Origin of the sequence: Inquilinus sp. Marseille-Q2685 (assembly GCF_916619195.1) — a bacterium.
GTDB lineage: Bacteria > Pseudomonadota > Alphaproteobacteria > DSM-16000 > Inquilinaceae > Inquilinus.
Genome location: NZ_CAKAKL010000001.1, coordinates 748,120 through 768,161, shown reverse-complemented (window position 1 = coordinate 768,161; position 20,042 = coordinate 748,120). Strand labels below are relative to the sequence as shown.

Here is a 20,042-nt window from a genome sequence, read left to right as displayed (position 1 = left end):
GTTCTTTACTTCCTTGTAACGATCGGCGGGGTCAGATCCCGTCGCCGAACAGCACCGCATCGACCGTATCGCCACGCATCGCAGCCGGCGCGTGGGGCGGCCGGACCACCAGCCCGTCGGCCGCGGCCAGCAGCGACAGCATCGAGCTGTCCTGGGTCGGGTACGGAGTGGCGACATAACCGGACTCCGACCGTTCGATCCGCGCCCGCAGATAATCCTCGCGCCGGTCATTGGCCGGCAGGTCGCGGCCCAGCGTCGCGGCGATTCGGTTCTCCGGCGCCTCGGCCCCCTGCAGGGCCCAGACCGCCGGGCGCAGGAACAGCCAGCCGCAGACCACGGTCGAGACCGGGTTGCCGGGCAGGCCGAGCAGCGGCGTGTCGCCGAGCCGGCCGAAGATCAGCGGCTTGCCCGGCCGCATCGCGATCTTCCAGAAATCGAGCGCCAGGCCGCGTTCGCCCAGCACCGACCGGATCAGGTCGTGCTCGCCGACCGAGGCGCCGCCGGTGGTGACGATCAGGTCGGCGCCGTGGGCGCCGGCCGCCAGCGTCGCCAGCGATTCGGCGTTGTCGCGGGCGATGCCGAGATCGACCGGCTCGCCGCCGCAGCTGCGGATCAGCGCGGCCAGGGCATGGGTGTTGGAGCTGACGATCTGGCTCGGCCCCAGCGCCTCGCCCGGCAGCACGATCTCGTCGCCGGTCGCCAGCACCGCCACCCGCGGCCGGCGGCGCACCCGCAGCCAGGGATGGTTGGCCGAGGCGGCGATGCCGATGTCGCGCGCGGTCAGGCGCCGGCCGGGCTGCAGCAGCAGCTCGCCGGCGCGGAAGTCCAGCCCGGCCTTGCGCACGTGGCGGCCTGCGGCGACGCCCTCGCGCCCCGTGACCCGGTCGCCCTCGGACTCGGCCTCCTCCTGCAGCACCACGGCGTCGGCGCCGTCCGGCAGCGGCGCGCCGGTGAAGATGCGGACGCATTGCCCGGGCCCGACGGTGCCGTCGAAGCGACCGCCGGCCGGAACCTCGCCGATCCGCCGCAGCGACGCCGGCACCGCGGCGACATCTGCGGCCCGCACCGCCCAGCCGTCCATGGCCGAGACGTCGAGCGGCGGCTGGGTCAGCCGTGCCACCACCGGCTCGGCCAGGACCCGCCCCAGCCCGGCGGGCCGGGGCACGGTCTCGGCCGGCAGGGCGGAGAAGGCGGCGAGGATGCGGCTGCGGGCCTCGGCAACCGGGATCATGGCTGGGCCTCGTAGGAGCCGGAGCGGCCACCCGATTTGTGCAGCAGCCGCAGATCGGTCACCACCATGCCGCGGTCGACCGCCTTGCACATGTCGTAGACGGTCAGGGCGGCGACCGAAGCGGCGGTCAGCGCCTCCATCTCCACCCCGGTGCGGTGGGTGACCTTGACCGTGGCCTCGATCTCGACCCGGCTGTGCTCCGCGTCGCAACGCAACGCCAGCTCGACGCTGGACAGCGGCAGCGGATGGCACAGCGGGATCAGATCGGCGGTGCGCTTGGCCGCCATGATGCCGGCGATGCGGGCGATGCCCAGCACGTCGCCCTTGGCGTGGCCGCCGGAAGCGATCAGCGCCAGCGTCTCGGGTTTCATCTCCACCCGGCAGCCGGCCCGCGCCACCCGCACCGTCGCCTCCTTGTCGGAGACGTCGACCATGCGCGCCTGGCCGGCCGCGTCGAAATGGGTCAGCTCGCCAGTCATGCCGCCGACGACTTCACGTCCGGCGTGAGCAGAGCGCGGGTGGCGGCGGCGACGTCGTCGTGGCGCATCAGGCTTTCGCCGATCAGGAAGGTGGTGGCGCCGACGCGGGCCATCCGGGCCAGGTCGGCCGGGGTGAACAGGCCGCTCTCCGCCACCAGCAGCCGGTCGCCGGGCACCTGCGCCGCCAGAGCCTCGGTGGTGGCGAGGTCGACCTGCAGGGTCTTGAGGTTGCGGTTGTTGATGCCGAGCAGCGGCGAGCGCAGCCGCAGCGCCCGGTCCAGCTCGGCCGCGTCATGCACCTCGACCAGCACATCCATGCCCTGGTCGATCGCTGCCTGCTCCAGATCGCGGGCGGTGGCGTCGTCCAGCGCCGCCATGATCAGCAGGATGCAGTCGGCGCCCAGCGCCCGGGCCTCGATCACCTGATAGGGGTCGATCATGAAGTCCTTGCGCAGCACCGGCAGCTCGACGGCGTTGCGGGCGGCGGTCAGGTACTCGTCGGCACCCTGGAAATAGGGCACGTCGGTCAGCACCGACAGGCATGTGGCGCCGCCGTCGCGATAGGCGCGGGCGAGGGAAGGAGGGTCGAAATCCGGGCGGATCAGCCCCTTCGACGGCGAGGCCTTCTTGATCTCGGCGATCAGGCCGTAGCGGCCTTCGGCCTGCGCCCGGCGCAGCGCCGCGACGAAGCCGCGCGGCGGCGCGGCCCGGTCGGCCAGATCCGCCAACCGGCCGATCTCGGCGAGGGGCACCGCTGCCTTGCGGGCCTCGACGTGCCGGCGCTTGTCCGCGACGATGCGGGTGAGGGTGTCGCTCATGCCGTTCCCCCGGTGGCGTTTCGGGCGCTCGTGATCCGGGCCAGCCGCTCGAGGACATGGGCGGCCGACCCGTCGTCGATGGTGCGGGCCGCGAGGGCGGCGCCGTCGGTCAGTGTAGAGACCCGGTCGGCGACGATGAAGCAGGCTGCGGCATTCAGCAGCACGATGTCGCGATAGGCGCCGTGCGCTCCGCCCAGCACGGCGCGCAGGGCAGCGGCGTTGGTGGCGGGATCGCCGCCCTTCAGGTCTTCGGGCACCGCACGGCGCAGCCCGGCATCCTCGGGCGTGACGGTCAGGCGCCGGACCTGGCCGCCGCGCAGCTCCGCCACCGCGGTCGGGCCGGTGGTGGTCATCTCGTCGAGGCCGTCGCTGCCATGGACCACCCAGGCGGTCTCGCTGCCAAGCTGGTTCAGCGCCTGGGCCACCGGCTCGACCCAGGCCTCGGCGAAGACGCCCAGCAGTTGGCGCTTCACCCCGGCCGGGTTGGCCAGCGGGCCGAGCAGGTTGAAGATGGTGCGGGTGCCCAGCTCCTGCCGGGCCGGGCCGACATGGCGCATGGCGCTGTGGTACAGCGGCGCGAACAGGAAGCCGATCTGGGCCTCCCACAGCGCCTCGCGCATCACCTCGGGCGGCGCCTCGACATTGACGCCCAGCTCGGCCAGGACGTTGGCCGCCCCGGTCAGGCTGGACGCGGCGCGGTTGCCGTGCTTGGCCACCGGCACGCCGGCGCCGGCCAGGACGAAGGACACGGCGGTCGAGACGTTGAAGGAGCCGGAATTGTCGCCGCCGGTGCCGCAGCAGTCGATGGCGCCGTCCGGCGCGTCGATCGTCACCGCCTTGTCCCGCATCACCCGGGCGGCGGCGGCGATCTCCTCCGGCGTCTCGCCGCGGACCCTGAGGGCCATCAGGAAACCGCCGATCTGCGCCGGCGTCGCCTCGCCCGACATGATGATCTCGAAGGCGGCGCGGGCGTCGGCGGCGTCCAGCGGGCGACCGAGCGCGGCCTTGGCGATGAAGGGTCGCATCTCGGTCGTCATGCCGCGTTCCGCCGCTCCGCGATGGCCAGGAAGTTCTGCAGGATCTTGTGGCCGTATTGCGAGGCGATGCTCTCCGGATGGAACTGCACGCCGTGAATCGGCAGCGTCTTGTGCCGCAGCGCCATGATCACCCCGTCCTCGGTCCAGGCCGTGGCCTCCAGGCTGTCCGGCATGCTGTCGGGCTCGATGGTCAGCGAGTGGTAGCGGGTGGCCTCGAAATTGTCGGGCAGCCCGGCCAGCACGCCGCCGCCATGGTGGTGCACCGGGCTGATCTTGCCGTGCATCGGCACCGGCGCGCGGACGATTCGGCCGCCGAAGACCTGGCCGATCGCCTGGTGGCCCAGGCAGACACCGAACACCGGCACCCGGCCGGCCGCGGCCTGGATCAGGTCCATGCAGATGCCGGCCTTGTCCGGGTCGCAGGGGCCGGGGGAGATGACGATGCCGTCGGGCCGCAACGCCAGCGCCTCGTCGACCGTCAGCGCGTCGTTGCGGCGGACCTCGGGGTCCGCCCCGAGCTCGCCGAGGGAATGCACCAGGGTGTAGGGGAAGCTGTCGTAGTTATCGATCAGCAGAAGCATGGAGATTGCCCTTTCGAGGCATGGGAATGGGGAGGAACGGCGGGAATCCGGCCGGCCTCACCATCGATGCTGCTGCGAAGGGATACGGATTCTAGACATGACCCATGGGCCGGTTGCCGTTGCGCGGCCGGTTGGCGAAGCGTACCGCATCTTCGGCGGCACGCACCAGCGCCCGCGCCTTGTTGCGGGTCTCCTGATACTCGCCCTCCGGGCTGCTGTCGGCGACGACGCCGCCGCCGGCCTGGATATAGAGCGTGTCGTCCTTCACCACCGCGGTGCGGAGGGCGATGCAGGTGTCCATGTCGCCATTGGCGCCGAAATAGCCCATCGCCCCGGCATAGATGCCGCGCCGCGCCACCTCCAGCTCGTCGATGATCTCCATCGCCCGCACCTTCGGCGCACCGCTGACCGTGCCGGCCGGGAAGCCCGCGGCCAGCGCCGCCACCACATCCTTGTCCGGCGCGATCCGGCCGACGACGTTGGAGACGATGTGCATGACGTGGGAGTAGCGCTCGACGATGAAGCGGTCGGTCACCTTGACGGTGCCGATCTGCGACACCCGGCCGACATCGTTGCGGCCGAGGTCGAGCAGCATCAGGTGCTCGGCCCGCTCCTTCGGGTCGGCCAGAAGGTCCTGCTCCAGCGCCACGTCCTCCTCCGGCGTGGCGCCGCGCGGGCGGGTGCCGGCGATCGGCCGGATGGTGACCTCGCCGTCGCGCAGCCGCACCAGGATCTCCGGGCTCGAGCCGACGATGGCGAAGTCGCGGAAGTTCTGGAACACAAGGAAGGGCGACGGGTTCAGCCGCCGCAGCGCCCGGTACAGGGCGAAGGGCGGCAGGGTGAAGGGCAGGGAGAAGCGCTGCGACAGCACCACCTGGAAGATGTCGCCGGCGCGGATGTACTCCTTCGCCCGCTCGACCACCGCGTGATATTCCTCCCGCGTCATGTTCGAGCTCGGCTCGGGCAGGGCGGGAAGGGTGCCTTCGGCCGCCGCCTCGCGGTGCGGCAGGCTGGATTCGAACCGGGCGACCACGTCCGACAGCCGTTCGCAGGCCGCCTCATGCGCCTGCTCCGCCGACAGCACCGGGTCCGGGAACACCGGCGTGACGATGGTGACCACGTCGGCGATCGTGTCGAACACGCAGACGATGGTCGGCCGCATCATGATCGAATCCGGCACGCCCAGCGTGTCCGGATTTGTGTCCGGCAGCGCCTCCATCTGGCGGACCATGTCGTAGCCCAGATAGCCGAACAGCCCGGCGGCCAGCGGCGGGAAGCCGCGCGGCAGGTCGATGCGCGATTCCGCGATCAGGTCGCGCAGGCTGTCGAGCGGCCTGCGGTCGACCGGCGTGAAGGTGTCGAGATCGGCGAGCGCCTTGCGGTTGATCTCGACCGTCTCGCCGCGGCAGCGCCAGATCAGATCCGGCTTGAGGCCGATGGCGCTGTAGCGGCCGCGGATGGCTCCGCCTTCGACCGATTCGAGCAGGAAGGAGTACGGCTCGTCCCCGGCCAGCTTGAGCATGGCCGAGACCGGGGTGTCTAGATCGGAGACGAGACGGGTCCAGACGACCTGGGGCTTGCCGGCGCGATAGGTGTCGGCGAAGGCGTCAAAAGCCGTGGAATCCGGCATGATTGTGACCTGCGATCAGGGGAGCGGGATGGGCGAGGGCGGGACGGTCGCCGCCACGCCATCGCTCCCCGCCGCCCGCCCGGCGCCAGCCGGCCGCAGCCCTCGCGCCCGCCGGCCAGCGCCAGCCCATCGCCTCTCCGCACGGAGAGGAGGGGGCCGCCGGACCAGGTCCGGCGCAGGGGCGCAGCGACGCCGCGAGGGAAATCATCGACATCATTCCTGGTAGTTCAGCCGGGCGAGGACCGCCTGGTCAATGGTGACTCCATAGCGGGCACGCAACGCCTGGTCCAGGCCGTCGCCGATATCGACCGCGAGGCCCCGCCGCAGGTCCTGCTTGACCGCGGCTTCGGCCGCGGTGTCGGGCTTGGCCGGCTCGACCTTGGTCAGGCGGGCCACGACGCGGCCGCCCGGGGTCTCCGCCGTCGCCGTGCCGCCGACCTGGGCGGCGAACAGGTCGCGCACCAGCGCCGTGGGAACGGCGCCGGCATTGCTGCCGTCGCGCAGCAGCGCCGGGGTCTCGGCATACTGCCCGCCGACCGCCTTGGCGATATCGGCCGCGGCCTCGCCGGCCGACAGGCGCTTGGCGATATCGGTCGCCAGGGTCGCAGCCGCATCGGCCTGCTTCTGCTCGGTCCAGGCGGCGGCGACCTCGTCCCGCACCTTGGCCAGCGGCTCGGTCGCCGGCGGCACGATGCTGTCGACCCGCACGATGAAGGAGGTCTTGTCGTCGACCGTGCCCATCGGGCTGACGTCGCCCTGCTGCGCCTGGAACGCGGCCTGCAGGATCTGCGCCTGGCCGGGCAGCGGCGGCAGCGGCTGGCCGCTCTGGGTGGTGCCGTCCTGGGCCACGGCCGGAACCGCGGTGACGGTGAAGCCGAACTCCTGCGCCGCCTTGTCGATCGGCACGTTGTCGGCCAGCGCGTCCTCGAATTTGTTGGCGGCGTCGTACAGCGCGTCGGCCGCCTTGCTCTGCTTCAGCTGGGCCTCGATCTCGGCCCGCGCCTCCTCGAACGGCACGGTGCGGGCCGGCTGGATGCCGGTCAGCACCAGAACGTGCCAGCCGAAGGGCGACTGCACCGGGTCGGTCGCCTGGCCCTCGGCCAGGGTGAAGGCGGGGTCGGCCAGGGCCGGGATCGGCATCGCCGATTTGGCGGTGAAGTCGACCGGGATCAGCTTCACGGCGGCGTTGCCGGACTCGTCCACCGCCTGCTGCACCGCCTTGCCGCCGCGCACCGCCGCGGCGATCTGGTCGGCCAACTCCTTGGTCGGGGCGATCACCTGGTCGAAGCGGCGCATCTCCGGCTTCTGATAATTCGCCGGGCTCTTGTCGTAGGCGGTGCGGGCCTCATCCTCCGACACCGTCACGGTCTTGGCGAATTCGTCGGTGTTCAGCAGCACGACGCTCAGCGTCCGGTACTCGGGCGACTGGAACTTGTCGCCATGTTCCTTGTGATAGGACTCGAGATCGGCCTGGGTCGGCTGCGGCACGCCGGTCTGGTCGGCGTTGCGCAGCGTGATCGTGTCGGCCACCCGCGCCTCGCGGCGGTAGCGATAGATCGGGTCGACCAGCGCCTGCGGCGGCTCGGCGCCGCTGAACAGCGCCCGCATCACGCCCTGCTGCTGCAGCTGACCGCGCTGGCCGGCGATGAAGGCGGCTTCGGTGGTGCCGCCGGCCTGCAGCAACTGCAGGAAGCGGTCGCGGCTGAACTGGTTGGTGGTCGGATCGCGGAACATCGGGTTGTTGCGCACCGCGTCGGCGACCGCGTCGGTCGAGAGGTCGTAGCCGAGATCGGCGGCCAGTTGGTCGTACAGGAAGCCGGAGATCATGCCGTCCAGCACCTGGCGCGGGAGGCCGAGCTGCTGGGCGACGGAGAGCGGGATCCGCTGGTTCTGCGCCACGGAGCGGAACTGGCTGTCGAGCTGCCCCAGGCTGATCGTGTGGTCACCGACCGTCGCCACCGTGTCGGACTGGCCCCGGTTGCGGAAGATGTCGCCGATGCCCCAGACCGCGAAGCTCAGGATCAGGAGGACGAACAGCACCTTGACGATGATGGAGCCGGCCTTGTGGCGGAGGATCTGCAGCATGACGACCGTAAACAAAGGGCAAGGCCGCGCCGGTCTCCCGGGCGGTTGGGCGGCGCATCATAGGTGCGGCCTTGCCGGGCAGCAATGCTGAAGCCTGCCTGCCTCGCACCCCTTGCGCCCTGCGTCGCCTTGCGGTGAGTCGAATGAGGTCGCGGGCCGCGAAGAGCGTATCGGGACATACGGTCGAGCGGCCCGCGCCCGCAGGCGGCCACCGCAAGGCGACCCTCCGGGCCGGTTGAAAATGCCGACAGGGTGCGTCGAGCGGCTTGCCCGATGCCACCGCATCGCGCTGCGCCGCTCTCCTGCCCCGTCGGCATTTTGAGCCGGCGCAGGGCGCAAGGGGTGCGAGGCAGGCAGGCTTGGGCGTGACCGTAGCGTCATGGCGCCGGGGTTGGTACATGAAGGGCGACACTGAGGACCAGCCGGAGAGAGGCCGATGGCGCGGAAGCTGATCGCGGGCAACTGGAAGATGAACCTGCTGCGGACCGAGGGCACGGCGCTGGCCCGCGATCTCGCCCTGCGGCTGGCCCGCACCGTCGACCCGGCCTTCGACCTTCTGATCTGCCCGCCGGCCACGATCATCGCGCCGATCGCCGATGCGGTGCAGGGCAGCGGGTTGGCGGTCGGCGGCCAGGATTGCCACACCGCGCAGGACGGCGCCCACACCGGCGACATCGCGGCGCGGATGCTGGCCGATCTCGGCTGCAGCCACGTCATCGTCGGCCATTCCGAGCGGCGCCAGGACCATGGCGAGATCGATCTGGTGGTGGCCGAGAAGGCGGCGGCGGCCCAGGCCGAAGGGCTGGTGGCGATCATCTGCATCGGCGAGACCGAGGCCGAGCGTAACGAGGGGCGGGCGCTGCAGGTGTGCAGCCGCCAGATCGCCGGGTCGCTGCCGCGCGGGGCGACGGCGGAGAACACGGTGATCGCCTATGAGCCGGTCTGGGCCATCGGCACCGGCCGCACCCCGACCGCGGCCGACGTGGCCGAGGTGCACGCCCATATCCGCGCCGCGCTGGGGGCCCATGTCCCGGCCGAGGCGGCGGGCATCCGCATCCTCTATGGCGGCTCGGTCAAGCCCGGCAATGCGGCCGAGCTGCTGGCGGTGCCCAATGTCGACGGCGCCTTGGTCGGCGGCGCCAGCCTGAAGGCCGACGATTTCTGGGCCATCGCCGAGGCCAGCGCCGGCTGACCGGATTTCTCCAGCATCGCCGTTGCATAGGGGCGGGTCGGTGGCTATAGTCCCGCCCGCTCACCGCCTGGCCTACCCGGCGGTGGCCCCGGTCGGAGCGTAGCGCAGCCTGGTAGCGCACTTGCATGGGGTGCAAGGGGTCGCGAGTTCGAATCTCGCCGCTCCGACCATTTTCTTCCGGATCCAAGTCATGATCGTCGCCCTCGACTGGGGAACCTCCTCGCTCCGCGCTTGGCTGCTCGACGCCGACGGCGCCGTGCGGGACGAGGCCGCGGCCCCGCTCGGCATCCTCAAGGTCCCCGGCGGCGACTTCGACGCCGTGTTCCGGCAGATCGCGGAGCGGTGGAGCCCGACCGCCGCCATCGCCTCCGGCATGATCGGCAGCCGCCAGGGCTGGGCCGAGGCCCCCTATGCCGACTGCCCGGCCGACGAGGCCGCGCTGGTCGCCGGGCTGATCGAGGTCCCGACCTCGCTCGGCATCAGCCTGCGAATCGTCCCCGGCGTCAGCCGCGTGGATTCCGACGGCATCCCCGACGTGATGCGCGGCGAGGAGGTCCAGATCCTCGGCGACGCGCCCGCCGCCGGCCGCCGCCTCTACGTCCTGCCCGGCACGCACAGCAAATGGGCCCTGGCCGAGGACGGCCGGATCGCTTGGTTCGCCACCTCGATGACCGGCGAGGCCTTCGCCGTCCTGGCCGAGCACAGCATCCTCGGCCGGCTGATGGACGGCCGCGCCTATGACCAAGCCGCCTTCCGCCGCGGCCTCGCCGTCGGCGGCTCGGCCGGCGGCGGCCTGCTGCGCCGGCTGTTCAGCGCCCGCACCCTAGGCCTGTTCGGCGAGCTGGAGCCGAAGGCGGCGGGATCCTACCTCTCCGGCCTGCTGATCGGGGCCGAGGTGACCGACGCCCGCGCCACCGTGGCGGCCGCCACCGGTGCCGCGCCGGAGGAAGTGACCATCGTCGGCGGCGCCGAGCTGTCGGCCCGCTACGCCGAAGCGATCGAGGCCGCGGGGCTGAAGAGCCGCATCGCCCCGGCCGACACCACGGTCAGGGCGCTGTGGCGCCTGGCCAAGCATGCGGAGCTGGTGTGAGATGAGCGTGTCCCTGCACGACGCCCTTGCGGGCCTGCCCCTGGTCGCCATCCTGCGCGGCGTGACGCCGGAGGAGGTCGAGGCCATCGGCGCCGCCCTGGTCGAGGCCGGGTTCCGCAGCATCGAGGTGCCGCTGAACTCGCCCCGGCCCTTCGACAGCATCCGCCGCCTGGCCGAGCGCTTCGGCCGGCAGGCGCTGATCGGCGCCGGCACGGTGCTGAAGCGCGAGGACGTGGCCCGGGTCCAGGCCTCGGGCGGCAATCTGATCGTGATGCCGCATGCCGATATCGAGGTGATCGCCGAGGCGAAGCGCCTCGACCTGGTCTGCGCCCCCGGCGCCGCCACCCCGACCGAGGCCTTCGCGGCGCTGAAGGCCGGCGCGGACGCGGTCAAGATCTTCCCGGCCGAGGCGATCCCGCCGGCCGTGGTCAAGGCCTGGCGCGCCGTCGTGCCGGCTTCGGTGCCGCTGATCGCGGTCGGCGGCATCACGCCGGACCGGATGGCGGCCTATCGCGACGCCGGCACCACCGGCTTCGGCCTCGGCTCCGCCCTCTACAAGCCCGGCATGACCGCGGCCGAGGTCGCCGCCACCGCCGCCGCCTTCGCCCAGGCTTGGCGGGCGCTGCAGGGCTGACAGGGACGCCGCCACCGCCTTGACGGCTGTTCCCTTGCGGGACGCCTGGCCGCACACTCCATGTGGCGAGGCCGAAGGGTCAGGGGGGCTCCGGCGATGGCGGACGGCATCATCTACGCGCATTCCCTTCCCGGCGCAGCGATGGACCGCTGGGAAAGCCTGTCGGATCACCAGGAGGCGGTCGCGGCCCTGGCGGCCGAGTTCGCCGCAGTGTTCGGCTGGGCGGAGGCTGCCCGCCTCGCCGGCCGCCTGCACGACATCGGCAAGCTCTCCGCCGCGTTCCAGGCCTATATCGCCGGGCAAAGGGAGTCGGGCGGCGATCATTCCTCGGCCGGGGCGCGGATCGCGCTCGACGCCTATAACTCCCCGCTCGGGACGATGCTCGCCGCCATCATCGCGGCGCATCACGCCGGCCTCGCCGACGGCGTCGACCTGGCCCGCCGGCTGGAAGGGGCCGGAGGCCTGGTCCCCGCCGGATGGCGGGCGCAGGTCGGGCCGCTGCCGCCCCAGCCGGCGCTAGGGCCGGCGCGGCCCTTCGACCTGCGCGTGGGGCGGAAGGGCTTTGCCGCCAGCTTCCTGGTGCGGATGCTGTTCTCGTGCCTGGTCGACGCCGACTTCCTGGCGACCGAACGTTTCTACGCCGAGGCGGAAGGCGTACCGGTCGAGCGCGGCGGCCATACGGGTCTCGCCGTGCTGCGCGACCGGCTGCGCGCCCATATGGCGGAGAAGCGCGCGGAAGCCGAGCCGACGCCGCTCAACGTCCTGCGCGCGGCCATCCTCGATCATACGATCAGGAAAGCCGAACTGACGCCGGGCCTGTTCACCCTGACCGTCCCGACCGGGGGCGGCAAGACGCTGGCTTCGCTCTCCTTCGCGCTGGAGCATGCGGTCCGCCACGGGCTGCGCCGCGTCGTCTACGTCATCCCCTACACCTCGATCATCGAGCAGACGGCGGAGGTGTTCCGCCGGGCGCTGGGCAGCCAGGACGACATCCTGGAGCACCATGCCAGCTTCGACTGGGAGCGGGCGCGGCGGACGCCCCGCGCCGACGACGAGGCGCCGGACGCCGTCTCCAAGCTGCAGTGGGCGGCGGAAAACTGGGACGTCCCGATCGTCGTCACCACCGCGGTGCAGTTCTTCGAGAGCCTGTTCGCCGACCGCCCGTCGCGCTGCCGCAAGCTGCACAACATCGCCGGCAGCGTCGTCGTCCTGGACGAGGCGCAGACCATGCCGATGCAACTGCTGCGGCCCTGCATGGCGGCGATCGACGAGCTGGCGCGGCACTACGGGGCAAGCATCGTGCTGTGCACCGCGACCCAGCCGGCGCTGCGGGTGAAGGACGGATTCGAGAAGGGCGGCTTCGCCATCGACGACACGCGCGAGCTGGCCCCCGATCCGCAGGATCTCTACCGCAGGCTGAAGCGCGTTGCCGTCGAGCGGATATCGGAACCGGTCGCCGACGCCGTGATCGCAGACCGCTTCGCCGAGCAGCCGCAGATGCTGTGCATCGTCAACCGGCGCCAGCATGCGCAGCTTCTGTTCGCGGCCATCCGCGACCTGCCGGGCGCGGTGCATCTCTCCACCCTGATGTGCCCGCGCCACCGCCGGCAGGTGCTGGCCGGCCTGCGCGACCGGCTGCGCCAGGGACAGCCGGTGCGGCTGGTGGCGACCTCGCTGATCGAGGCCGGGGTCGATATCGACTTCCCCGAGGTCTGGCGCGCCGCCGCCGGCATCGATTCGATCGCCCAGGCCGCGGGCCGCTGCAACCGCGAGGGCGTGCTGACGGACGGCGAGGGCCGGCCGCGGCTCGGGCGGGTCGTGGTGTTCGAGCCGGCCGAGGCGACGGCGCCGCATGATCTGAAGGTCCGCTGGCAGGCGGCGCAGCCGGCCCTGGCGAAGCATGCCGACCCGCTGGGGCTCGACGCCGTGCGCGACTTCTTCGGCGAGCTCTACTGGCGGAAGAGCGAGGCGGCGCTGGACGCGGCGAAGGTCGGCGGCATCCCCGGCGTCCTCGCGGCGATCCGCGAGCGGGCCGCTGATTGGGCCTTCCCCTTCGCCTCGATCGCGCAGGCCTTCCGCCTGATCGACGAGGTGATGGAGCCGGCGATCGTGCCCTGGCGCGCGGATGACGCCGACCGGGAGGCGGATGAACTGCTGGCCCGGATCGCCGCCGCGCAGCCGAAGCCCTCCGGCCGGGACCTGCGGCGGCTGCAGCAATACGCCGTGCCGATCCCCAGGGACAAATGGAAGGACTGGCTGGCGCGAGGCGTGCTGACACAGGTTCATCCGGCCCTGGGTGGGGCGATGCTGCGATTCGTGGATCTGGCCCATTACCGGCCGGACACCGGCGTGGACCTGGAGGAACCGACCTATCGCGACGCCGAGTGGAATGTGTTTTGAGGCCGGGCGTTGTTGACGCACAAAGATGATCTTCAGGTCGACCGTTATTGAGTTTCACTGACGCGCGATGAGAGCGCGACTAGCGTACCGCTAAAGAGGTAATTGATGGGCGTGTTCTAATTTTGGCATTCTCCTGGCTGGAGGTAAGAAGTCATGGGGAGCCGTAAATCCATCACGCTGTGTATCAGTATTCATGGATTTACAATCAAAATTGGCATAGAGATTCGGTATCCGACAGTCACTCGATAACTAGAACATCGAGTGCGGATCGAAACACTGAAGCGCGTTGGGATGCGACTTGCCCCCGGTGCTCGCCGGGGGCCCTATTGTCCGAGCTACGAAGATGTGCTCATATCGAGCCGTTCAGGTTCGGATTATAGCTGCACATTCCTGCCAAGTGATTTCAATCCGCCTCCCGGCCGTTATTGAGGGAGCCCATGAGTTACGGCATCAGGCTGCGCGTCTGGGGTGAGCGCGCGTGCTTCACCCGCCCGGAAATGAAGGTCGAGCGCGTCTCCTACGACGTGATGACGCCGTCGGCCGCCCGCGGCATCCTGGAGGCGGTCCACTGGAAGCCGGCGATCCGCTGGGTGGTCGACCGGATCCATGTGCTGAAGCCGATCCGCTTCCAGTCCTTCCGGCGCAACGAGGTCGGCGCCAAGGCCAGCGCCGCGACCGCCGAGCGCGCCATGCGCGGGGGTACCGGCGCCGGGCTGGGCCTCGTCGTCGAGGATCACCGGCAGCAGCGCGCGACGACGCTGCTGGTCGATGTCGACTACGTCATCGAGGCGCATTTCGAGCAGACGGCGAAGGCCGGACCCGAGGACACCGACGCCAAGCACATCAGCATGTTCAACCGGCGCGCGGCGTCCGGCCAGTGCTTCCACCGGCCCTGCCTCGGCACGCGGGAGTTCGCGGCCGATTTCGAGCTGGTCCCGGAGGGCGCGCCGCTGCCCGCCGGCGCCCTGCCCGAGGAGCAAAGGAACCGCGACCTGGGCTGGATGCTGCACGACATCGACTTCGCCAACGACCACGCCTCGCGCTTCTTCCATGCCCGGCTGACGGACGGCGTGCTCGACGTGCGGCGCTGCCTGGCCGAGGGCCTGGTGTCGTGACCGTCCTGCAGGCGCTCGACCGCTATTACGAGCGCATGGCCGAGCGGGGAGAGGCCGAGCAGCCCGGCTTCTCGCGCGAGAAGATCGGCTTCGCCATCACGCTGTCGGAAGAGGGCGAGCCGGTCGATGTGGTCGACCTGCGGAGCGCGAGCGGCAAGAAGCTGGTGCCGCGACTGCTCTCCGTCCCCGCGGCGGTCAAGCGGACGGTCGCGATCCTGCCGAACGCCTTCTGGGACAAGAGCGCCTATCTGCTCGGCCGCACGGCAGGCGAGGGCGGGCGCACGGCGCAGGAGCATGCGGCGTTCAAGACGATGCATCTGAAGATGCTGGCGGGCAGCAACGATCCGGGCCTGGTGGCGCTGCAGCGGTTCCTGGAAGGCTGGACGCCCGAGCGCTTCGACGCCCCGCCGTTCCACCCGGAGATGCTGGACGCCAACATCGTCTTCCGGCTGGACGGCGAGCAGCGTTTCCTGCACGAGCGCGAGGCCGCCCGTGCCCTGCTGGCCCGCCGTGCCGGGGGTGAGGGCAAGCGCGCCTTCTGTCTGGTCACCGGACAGGAGGCTCCGGTGGCGAGGCTTCACCCCACCGTCAAGGGCGTCGTCGGCGCGCAGTCCTCGGGCGCCGCGCTCGTCTCCTTCAACCTCGACGCCTTCACCTCCTACGGGAAGGAGCAGGGCGACAACGCGCCGACCTCGGAGGCGGCGGCGTTCCGGTACGGCGCGGCGCTCAACGGCCTGCTCGACCGGTCCGGCCGCAACCGCCTGAAGCGCGGCATCGGCGACGCGACGGTGGTGTTCTGGGCCGACACGGCCGGGGTCGGCGAGGCTGCGGCGCAGGCTGCCGAGGACTTCTTTGCCGCCAGCATCGAACCGCCGGACGACGAGAGCGAGGCGGCGAAGCTGCGCGACCAGCTCGACCAGGTCGCGTCCGGGCGGCCGCTTGCGGCGCTCGACGCCGGGCTGGACGAGCACACGAGGTTTCACGTCCTCGGTCTCGCCCCCAACGCGGCGCGCCTGTCCATCCGCTACTGGCTGACCGGCGATCTCGGCGAATTCGCCCGGCGGCTGGCGGAGCATCATCGCGACCTGACCATCGAGCCGCTGCCCTGGCGCCGGCCGCCCTCGATCGCGTGGCTGCTGGTCAAATGCACGGCGCCGCAGGAGAAGGCGGAGAACGTGCCGCCGCTGCTGGCCGGCGAGATGGCGCGCGCCGTACTGGCGGGCACGCGCTATCCGCGCACGCTGCTGTCGGCCGCGGTCATACGCCTGCGCGCCGGCGACGACCCGGGCGCCGGCTGGCACGCCGCCGCGATCCGGGCGGTGCTGCTGCGCGACCGCCGCCTGAGCGGCGCCCCCATTTCCGACCCCGCCGATCTTTCCAGGGAGGGACTGCCCGTGGGCCTCGACAGGGATAATCCGCATCCCGCCTATCAGCTCGGCCGCCTGTTCGCGGCGGTGGAGACGGCGCAGCGCATGGCGCTGGGCCGGGTGAACGCGACCATCCGCGACCGCTATTTCGGCGCGGCCTCGGCGACGCCCGGGAGCGTCTTCCCGCTGCTGATGCGCGGCGCCCAGAACCACCTGGGCAAGCTGCGCAAGAGCGGCAAGGGCGGCTGGCTGGAGCGCGAGATCGAGGAGATCCACGCCAAGCTGCCTCCGGCACTGCCGCGGTCGCTGAAGCTCGAGGCGCAGGGGCGCTTCGTGCTGGGCTATTACCACCAGCGCCGGGGCCAGTTCGCCAGCCGCGAAGCCCAGGCCGAAATCGACAGCATGGATGGGGAGGAGACCGGCGGTGACGACGAATAATGGGGCGGGCTTGGCGCGGCGGCACGAATTCGTGCTGTATTTCGACGTCGCCAACGGCAACCCGAACGGCGACCCCGACGCCGGCAACCTGCCGCGACTGGATCCGGAGACCAATCAGGGCCTGGTGTCGGACGTGGCGCTGAAGCGCAAGGTGCGGAACTACGTCGCCATGGCGCGGCCGGAGGCGCCGGGCCACGAGATCTACATGCGCGACGGGGCGACGCTGAACAACGAGCACAAGCGCGCCTGGGCCGCGGTGCTGCCCGATGTCACCAAGGCCGATGAGCTCAAGAAGCTGCCGAAGGACGAGGCCAAGGCGCGCGAGCTGACCCGCTGGATGTGCGCCAATTTCTGGGACATCCGCGCCTTCGGTGCGGTGATGGGCACCAGCGTCAATGCCGGCCAGGTGCGCGGGCCGGTGCAACTGGCCTTCGCCCGCTCGGTGGAGCCGATCCTGCCACTCGAGATTTCGATCACCCGCCTCGCCGCGACCACGGAGGCCGACGCGGAGGCCAAGGGCGGCCGCACCATGGGCCGCAAGCATATCGTGCCCTACGGCCTGTACCGCGCCCACGGCTTCGTTTCGGCGCCGCTGGCCTCGCATCCGGTCAAGGGCACCGGCTTCTCCGACGCCGATCTCGGCCTGCTGTTCGAGGCGCTGACCAACATGTTCGAGCACGACCGTTCGGCCGCGCGCGGCGAGATGGCGACGCGCCGGCTGGTGGTGTTCCGCCACGCCTCGGCGCTGGGCAACGCCCGGGCGCAGGACCTGTTCGCCCGGGTGAAGACCTGGCGGCGCTTCAAGGGCGAACGGCACAGCCCTGGCGACGACCGGCTGGACAACGCGCCGCCGGCCCGCGGTTTCGACGATTACGAGATCACGATCGACAGGGACGGCCTGCCGGACGGGATCGAGATCATCGAGCACTGAGGCATGCCGCCGGCCCCGCCCATCCTGGATCGGGAGGTCGAGGATGCGCTGATCCCGCTGTCGGCGCTGCAGCACCATCTGTTCTGCCCGCGGCAATGCGCGCTGATCCATGTCGAGCAGCTGTGGGCCGAGGACGCGGCGACCGCGGAAGGCCAATTGCTGCACGCGAAGGCGGACGCCGCCCGGCCGGAGACGCGGCCGGGCGTGCGGGTGGCGCGCGGGCTGGCCGTGCGGTCCCTGGCGCTCGGCGTTGCCGGCCGGGCGGATGTGGTGGAGTTCAGCGACGCCGGCGCGGCCGGGCGCGGCCAGCCGTTCCCGGTCGAATACAAGCGCGGCCGGCCGAAGGCGCACCGGGCCGACGAGGTGCAGCTCTGCGCCCAGGCGATCTGCCTCGAGGAGATGTTCGGCACCGCCGTTCCCGAAGGGGCGCTGTTCTACGGCGAGACGCGCCGGCGGCACCCCGTGGCCTTCGACGGAGAGCTTCGCGCCCTCACGGCGCGGGTCGCCGCCGAGACGCGGGCGATGATCGCCGCGATGAGGACGCCGCCGCCCGTCCGCACCCCGGCCTGCAAACGCTGTTCGCTGCTGACGCTGTGCCAGCCGGCGCGGCTGGAGAAGGCGCCCTCGGTCCGGCGCTGGCTCGCGGCGCAGATCGGCGGGTGAGGGGGGCGCATGCGGCGCATGCTCAACACCGTCTACGTGACCAGCGAGAGCGCCTGGCTGCGCAAGGACGGCGAGAACCTGGTGATCGAGGTCGAGGGCGCCGAGCGCGGCCGGGCGCCGCTGCACATGCTGGACGGCATCGTCAGCTTCGGCCGGCCGGGCGCGTCGCCGGCGCTCCTCGCGGCCTGCGCGGCCGCCGGGATCACCGTCTCGCATCTCGATCCCAACGGCCGGTTCCTGGCCCGGGTGGAGGGCCCCCGTTCCGGCAACGTGCTGCTGCGCCGCTCCCAGTTCCGCGCCGCCGACAATCCGGCGCGCGCCGTGCCGATCGTGCGCGGCATCGTCGCCGCCAAGACGGCGAACCAGCGCACCGTCATCCGCCGCGCCTTGCGCGACCACGGCGATGCCATGCCGGCCCAGGACAGGGATGCGCTGGCGGCGGCCGAGCGCAGACTGACCGACATCGCCCGCCGCACGCTTGCCGCGGCCGAGGTGGAGGCGCTGCGCGGGCTAGAGGGCGAGGCGGCGCTGGTCTATTTCGGCTGCCTGAACCGCATGGTGCGGACGGGCGATCCCGCCTTCGCCTTCGGCGGCCGGTCGCGCCGCCCGCCGCTCGACCGCATCAACGCCCTGCTGTCGTTCCTCTACGCCATGCTCGGCCATGACTGCCGGTCCGCGCTCGAGGCGCACGGGCTCGATCCCCAGGTCGGGTTCCTGCACGCCGACCGGCCGGGCCGGGCGGGCCTGGCGCTCGACCTGATGGAGGAACTGCGGCCCGTGCTCGCCGACCGGCTGGTGCTCAGCCTGGTCAACCGGCGGCAGCTGGCGCCGGAGGATTTCACGGTCGAGGAGGCCGGCGGGGTGCGGCTGACCGACGACGCCCGCAAGCGCGTGCTCGTGGCCTGGCAGGAGCGGAAGCGGGACGAGCTTCGCCATCCCTTCCTGGACGAGCCGATGCCGCTCGGCCTCGTTGCTCATGCCCAGGCCCAGCTTCTGGCGCGCCATCTGCGCGGCGATCTCGACGGATATCCGGGCTTCGTGTGGAAATGAGCCGTGCTGATGCTGATCACCTATGACGTGAGCACGGCGACGAGCGCCGGCCGAAGGCGCCTGCGGCGGGTGGCGCGGGCGTGCCTCGATTATGGCCAGCGGGTCCAGAACTCGGTGTTCGAATGCGAGGTGGACCCGGCGCAGTGGACTGCGCTCAAGGCCAGGCTGATCGGCGAGATCGACCCGGCGGCGGACAGCCTCCGCTTCTATCGATTGGGCGCAGAAGGCCATCGGCGGGTGGAGCATGTCGGCGCGAAGCCGACGCTCGACCTGGAAGGGCCGCTGGTGTTCTGATCCGCCCCGCGAACCCTGAGCGGACATGGCATCGCCGGGAGGTTCGCGCTGGCTCCAACCCCTTGTGGCGTGCCGGTTTTCTCCCTTGCGGAGGAGCTCTCCTCTCGTCTTGCCGTGAGACGATGAGCGGGTTCGCGCGGTCGTTGGAATTTCGTGTGGTCCGGCAATGTGTTATCAGCGCACGGTCGCCCCCCATGCGGGGGCGTGGATCGAAACACGTTGGCGGGTTGATTTTTATTGAGCGTCTGTCGTCGCCCCCCATGCGGGGGCGTGGATCGAAACATCGAGACGCCGAGCTGGTCGGCGTAGTCCTTGAGTCGCCCCCCATGCGGGGGCGTGGATCGAAACCTGCTGATCCCAGCCCGTCTTGGTCCTCTGGACCACGTCGCCCCCCATGCGGGGGCGTGGATCGAAACACAATGCGCAGAGTGAGGCGGGTTCCGCGGCAAACCGTCGCCCCCCATGCGGGGGCGTGGATCGAAACTCAGGCCCTCGGACGCTCGGGCCTCCCGCCAGCAGGTCGCCCCCCATGCGGGGGCGTGGATCGAAACTCGTCTTTCAGCACGGCACGCTTGTCTTCGGCATCGTCGCCCCCCATGCGGGGGCGTGGATCGAAACTCCAACAGCTCGGCGGCTCGACGCCCACGCTCGGGTCGCCCCCCATGCGGGGGCGTGGATCGAAACAGCGTCGCGATGGCGTTGGCGGCCGACGCGATGTCGTCGCCCCCCATGCGGGGGCGTGGATCGAAACCGCGGGACGCCTGTCGCGCCGGGCGGGATGGTGCGCGTCGCCCCCCATGCGGGGGCGTGGATCGAAACTGCAGCGCCAGGTCGACATCCGCCTGCAGGATGCGGTCGCCCCCCATGCGGGGGCGTGGATCGAAACATTCGACCACCTGCTGCACCGAGAGGGCGATCGCCGTCGCCCCCCATGCGGGGGCGTGGATCGAAACAACCGCCCGCTGCTGGTCACGCCGGCACGGGCCCGTCGCCCCCCATGCGGGGGC

General features: G+C 71.3%; 17 protein-coding genes, 1 tRNA gene and 1 CRISPR repeat array (1 of these 19 running past the window's edge). Of the genes, 11 read left to right on the top strand and 7 right to left on the bottom strand.

Annotation, left to right across the window (positions count from 1 at the left end; translation table 11 throughout):
* Positions 1 to 31: 31 nt before the first annotated feature.
* The 7 genes from glp to LG391_RS03620 form a co-directional block, all read right to left on the bottom strand.
* The gene (glp, locus tag LG391_RS03650) at positions 32 to 1,231 is read right to left on the bottom strand and encodes a gephyrin-like molybdotransferase Glp (protein WP_225766522.1); all 1,200 of its coding nucleotides are present in this window, start codon (positions 1,229 to 1,231) and stop codon (positions 32 to 34) included.
* A complete protein-coding gene (gene moaC / locus LG391_RS03645; protein ID WP_225766520.1) occupies positions 1,228 to 1,710 on the bottom strand; it encodes a cyclic pyranopterin monophosphate synthase MoaC in 483 nt (160 codons plus the stop codon). The genes glp and moaC overlap by 4 nt, the downstream gene beginning before the upstream one ends.
* Complete coding sequence (gene trpC / locus LG391_RS03640) at positions 1,707 to 2,528, bottom strand: indole-3-glycerol phosphate synthase TrpC (RefSeq protein WP_225766518.1); 822 nt, start codon at positions 2,526 to 2,528, stop codon at positions 1,707 to 1,709. The genes moaC and trpC overlap by 4 nt, the downstream gene beginning before the upstream one ends.
* Entirely contained in the window at positions 2,525 to 3,565 is a 1,041-nt protein-coding gene (trpD, locus tag LG391_RS03635; RefSeq protein ID WP_225766516.1) for an anthranilate phosphoribosyltransferase, read from the bottom strand. The genes trpC and trpD overlap by 4 nt, the downstream gene beginning before the upstream one ends.
* The gene (locus tag LG391_RS03630; RefSeq protein WP_225766514.1) at positions 3,562 to 4,146 is read right to left on the bottom strand and encodes an aminodeoxychorismate/anthranilate synthase component II; all 585 of its coding nucleotides are present in this window, start codon (positions 4,144 to 4,146) and stop codon (positions 3,562 to 3,564) included. Before LG391_RS03630 ends, trpD begins: the two co-directional genes overlap by 4 nt.
* A gap of 91 nt (positions 4,147 to 4,237) precedes the next feature.
* A complete protein-coding gene (gene trpE, locus LG391_RS03625; RefSeq protein WP_225766512.1) occupies positions 4,238 to 5,776 on the bottom strand; it encodes an anthranilate synthase component I in 1,539 nt (512 codons plus the stop codon).
* Positions 5,777 to 5,989: 213 nt separating this feature from the next.
* Positions 5,990 to 7,861 carry a peptidyl-prolyl cis-trans isomerase gene (locus tag LG391_RS03620; protein ID WP_225766510.1) on the bottom strand — a complete coding sequence of 624 codons (1,872 nt, stop codon included), beginning with the start codon at positions 7,859 to 7,861 and terminating at the stop codon, positions 5,990 to 5,992.
* 436 nt (positions 7,862 to 8,297) lie between these two features.
* On the opposite strand from LG391_RS03620, the gene tpiA reads away from it, so the two are divergent.
* From tpiA to cas2, 11 genes are all read left to right on the top strand, one after another.
* Entirely contained in the window at positions 8,298 to 9,053 is a 756-nt protein-coding gene (tpiA, locus tag LG391_RS03615) for a triose-phosphate isomerase (RefSeq protein ID WP_225766508.1), read from the top strand.
* Positions 9,054 to 9,146: 93 nt separating this feature from the next.
* Positions 9,147 to 9,223: transfer RNA gene (locus LG391_RS03610), tRNA-Pro, on the top strand.
* A gap of 20 nt (positions 9,224 to 9,243) precedes the next feature.
* Positions 9,244 to 10,143: a 2-dehydro-3-deoxygalactonokinase gene (locus LG391_RS03605; protein ID WP_225766506.1), complete on the top strand. Its 900-nt coding sequence runs from the start codon at positions 9,244 to 9,246 to the stop codon at positions 10,141 to 10,143.
* Position 10,144: 1 nt separating this feature from the next.
* Positions 10,145 to 10,777: a 2-dehydro-3-deoxy-6-phosphogalactonate aldolase gene (locus LG391_RS03600; protein WP_225766504.1), complete on the top strand. Its 633-nt coding sequence runs from the start codon at positions 10,145 to 10,147 to the stop codon at positions 10,775 to 10,777.
* A 96-nt stretch (positions 10,778 to 10,873) separates the two neighbouring features.
* On the top strand, positions 10,874 to 13,177 hold the full coding sequence (locus LG391_RS03595) for a CRISPR-associated endonuclease Cas3'' (protein WP_225766503.1): 2,304 nt from the start codon (positions 10,874 to 10,876) through the stop codon (positions 13,175 to 13,177).
* Between the two features lie 437 nt (positions 13,178 to 13,614).
* Positions 13,615 to 14,292: a type I-C CRISPR-associated protein Cas5c gene (gene cas5c / locus LG391_RS03590; protein ID WP_225766501.1), complete on the top strand. Its 678-nt coding sequence runs from the start codon at positions 13,615 to 13,617 to the stop codon at positions 14,290 to 14,292.
* Entirely contained in the window at positions 14,289 to 16,097 is a 1,809-nt protein-coding gene (cas8c, locus tag LG391_RS03585; RefSeq protein WP_225766500.1) for a type I-C CRISPR-associated protein Cas8c/Csd1, read from the top strand. The genes cas5c and cas8c overlap by 4 nt, the downstream gene beginning before the upstream one ends.
* A complete protein-coding gene (gene cas7c / locus LG391_RS03580) occupies positions 16,084 to 17,028 on the top strand; it encodes a type I-C CRISPR-associated protein Cas7/Csd2 (protein ID WP_225766499.1) in 945 nt (314 codons plus the stop codon). The genes cas8c and cas7c overlap by 14 nt, the downstream gene beginning before the upstream one ends.
* Positions 17,029 to 17,031: 3 nt before the next feature.
* Positions 17,032 to 17,691 (top strand): CRISPR-associated protein Cas4, encoded by a 660-nt coding sequence (cas4, locus tag LG391_RS03575; protein WP_225766498.1) that lies wholly within the window; start codon positions 17,032 to 17,034, stop codon positions 17,689 to 17,691.
* Positions 17,692 to 17,700: 9 nt separating this feature from the next.
* Positions 17,701 to 18,741 carry a type I-C CRISPR-associated endonuclease Cas1c gene (cas1c, locus tag LG391_RS03570; protein ID WP_225766497.1) on the top strand — a complete coding sequence of 347 codons (1,041 nt, stop codon included), beginning with the start codon at positions 17,701 to 17,703 and terminating at the stop codon, positions 18,739 to 18,741.
* Positions 18,742 to 18,744: 3 nt separating this feature from the next.
* Entirely contained in the window at positions 18,745 to 19,035 is a 291-nt protein-coding gene (cas2, locus tag LG391_RS03565; protein ID WP_225766496.1) for a CRISPR-associated endonuclease Cas2, read from the top strand.
* Positions 19,036 to 19,219: 184 nt separating this feature from the next.
* A CRISPR array of direct repeats spans positions 19,220 to 20,042; the repeat unit is 32 nt; unit sequence GTCGCCCCCCATGCGGGGGCGTGGATCGAAAC (it continues 1,409 nt past the right edge of the window).

What these genes read in the sequence shown, in the direction of transcription:
- LG391_RS03595 (WP_225766503.1), top strand. Translation starts at nt 10,874, where the DNA reads ATGGCGGACGGCATCATCTACGCGCATTCCCTTCCCGGCGCAGCGATG.
- moaC (WP_225766520.1), bottom strand. Translation starts at nt 1,710, where the DNA reads ATGACTGGCGAGCTGACCCATTTCGACGCGGCCGGCCAGGCGCGCATG.
- LG391_RS03605 (WP_225766506.1), top strand. Translation starts at nt 9,244, where the DNA reads ATGATCGTCGCCCTCGACTGGGGAACCTCCTCGCTCCGCGCTTGGCTG.
- trpC (WP_225766518.1), bottom strand. Translation starts at nt 2,528, where the DNA reads ATGAGCGACACCCTCACCCGCATCGTCGCGGACAAGCGCCGGCACGTC.
- trpE (WP_225766512.1), bottom strand. Translation starts at nt 5,776, where the DNA reads ATGCCGGATTCCACGGCTTTTGACGCCTTCGCCGACACCTATCGCGCC.
- tpiA (WP_225766508.1), top strand. Translation starts at nt 8,298, where the DNA reads ATGGCGCGGAAGCTGATCGCGGGCAACTGGAAGATGAACCTGCTGCGG.
- LG391_RS03630 (WP_225766514.1), bottom strand. Translation starts at nt 4,146, where the DNA reads ATGCTTCTGCTGATCGATAACTACGACAGCTTCCCCTACACCCTGGTG.
- cas1c (WP_225766497.1), top strand. Translation starts at nt 17,701, where the DNA reads ATGCGGCGCATGCTCAACACCGTCTACGTGACCAGCGAGAGCGCCTGG.
- LG391_RS03600 (WP_225766504.1), top strand. Translation starts at nt 10,145, where the DNA reads ATGAGCGTGTCCCTGCACGACGCCCTTGCGGGCCTGCCCCTGGTCGCC.
- trpD (WP_225766516.1), bottom strand. Translation starts at nt 3,565, where the DNA reads ATGACGACCGAGATGCGACCCTTCATCGCCAAGGCCGCGCTCGGTCGC.
- glp (WP_225766522.1), bottom strand. Translation starts at nt 1,231, where the DNA reads ATGATCCCGGTTGCCGAGGCCCGCAGCCGCATCCTCGCCGCCTTCTCC.
- cas4 (WP_225766498.1), top strand. Translation starts at nt 17,032, where the DNA reads ATGCCGCCGGCCCCGCCCATCCTGGATCGGGAGGTCGAGGATGCGCTG.
- LG391_RS03620 (WP_225766510.1), bottom strand. Translation starts at nt 7,861, where the DNA reads ATGCTGCAGATCCTCCGCCACAAGGCCGGCTCCATCATCGTCAAGGTG.
- cas5c (WP_225766501.1), top strand. Translation starts at nt 13,615, where the DNA reads ATGAGTTACGGCATCAGGCTGCGCGTCTGGGGTGAGCGCGCGTGCTTC.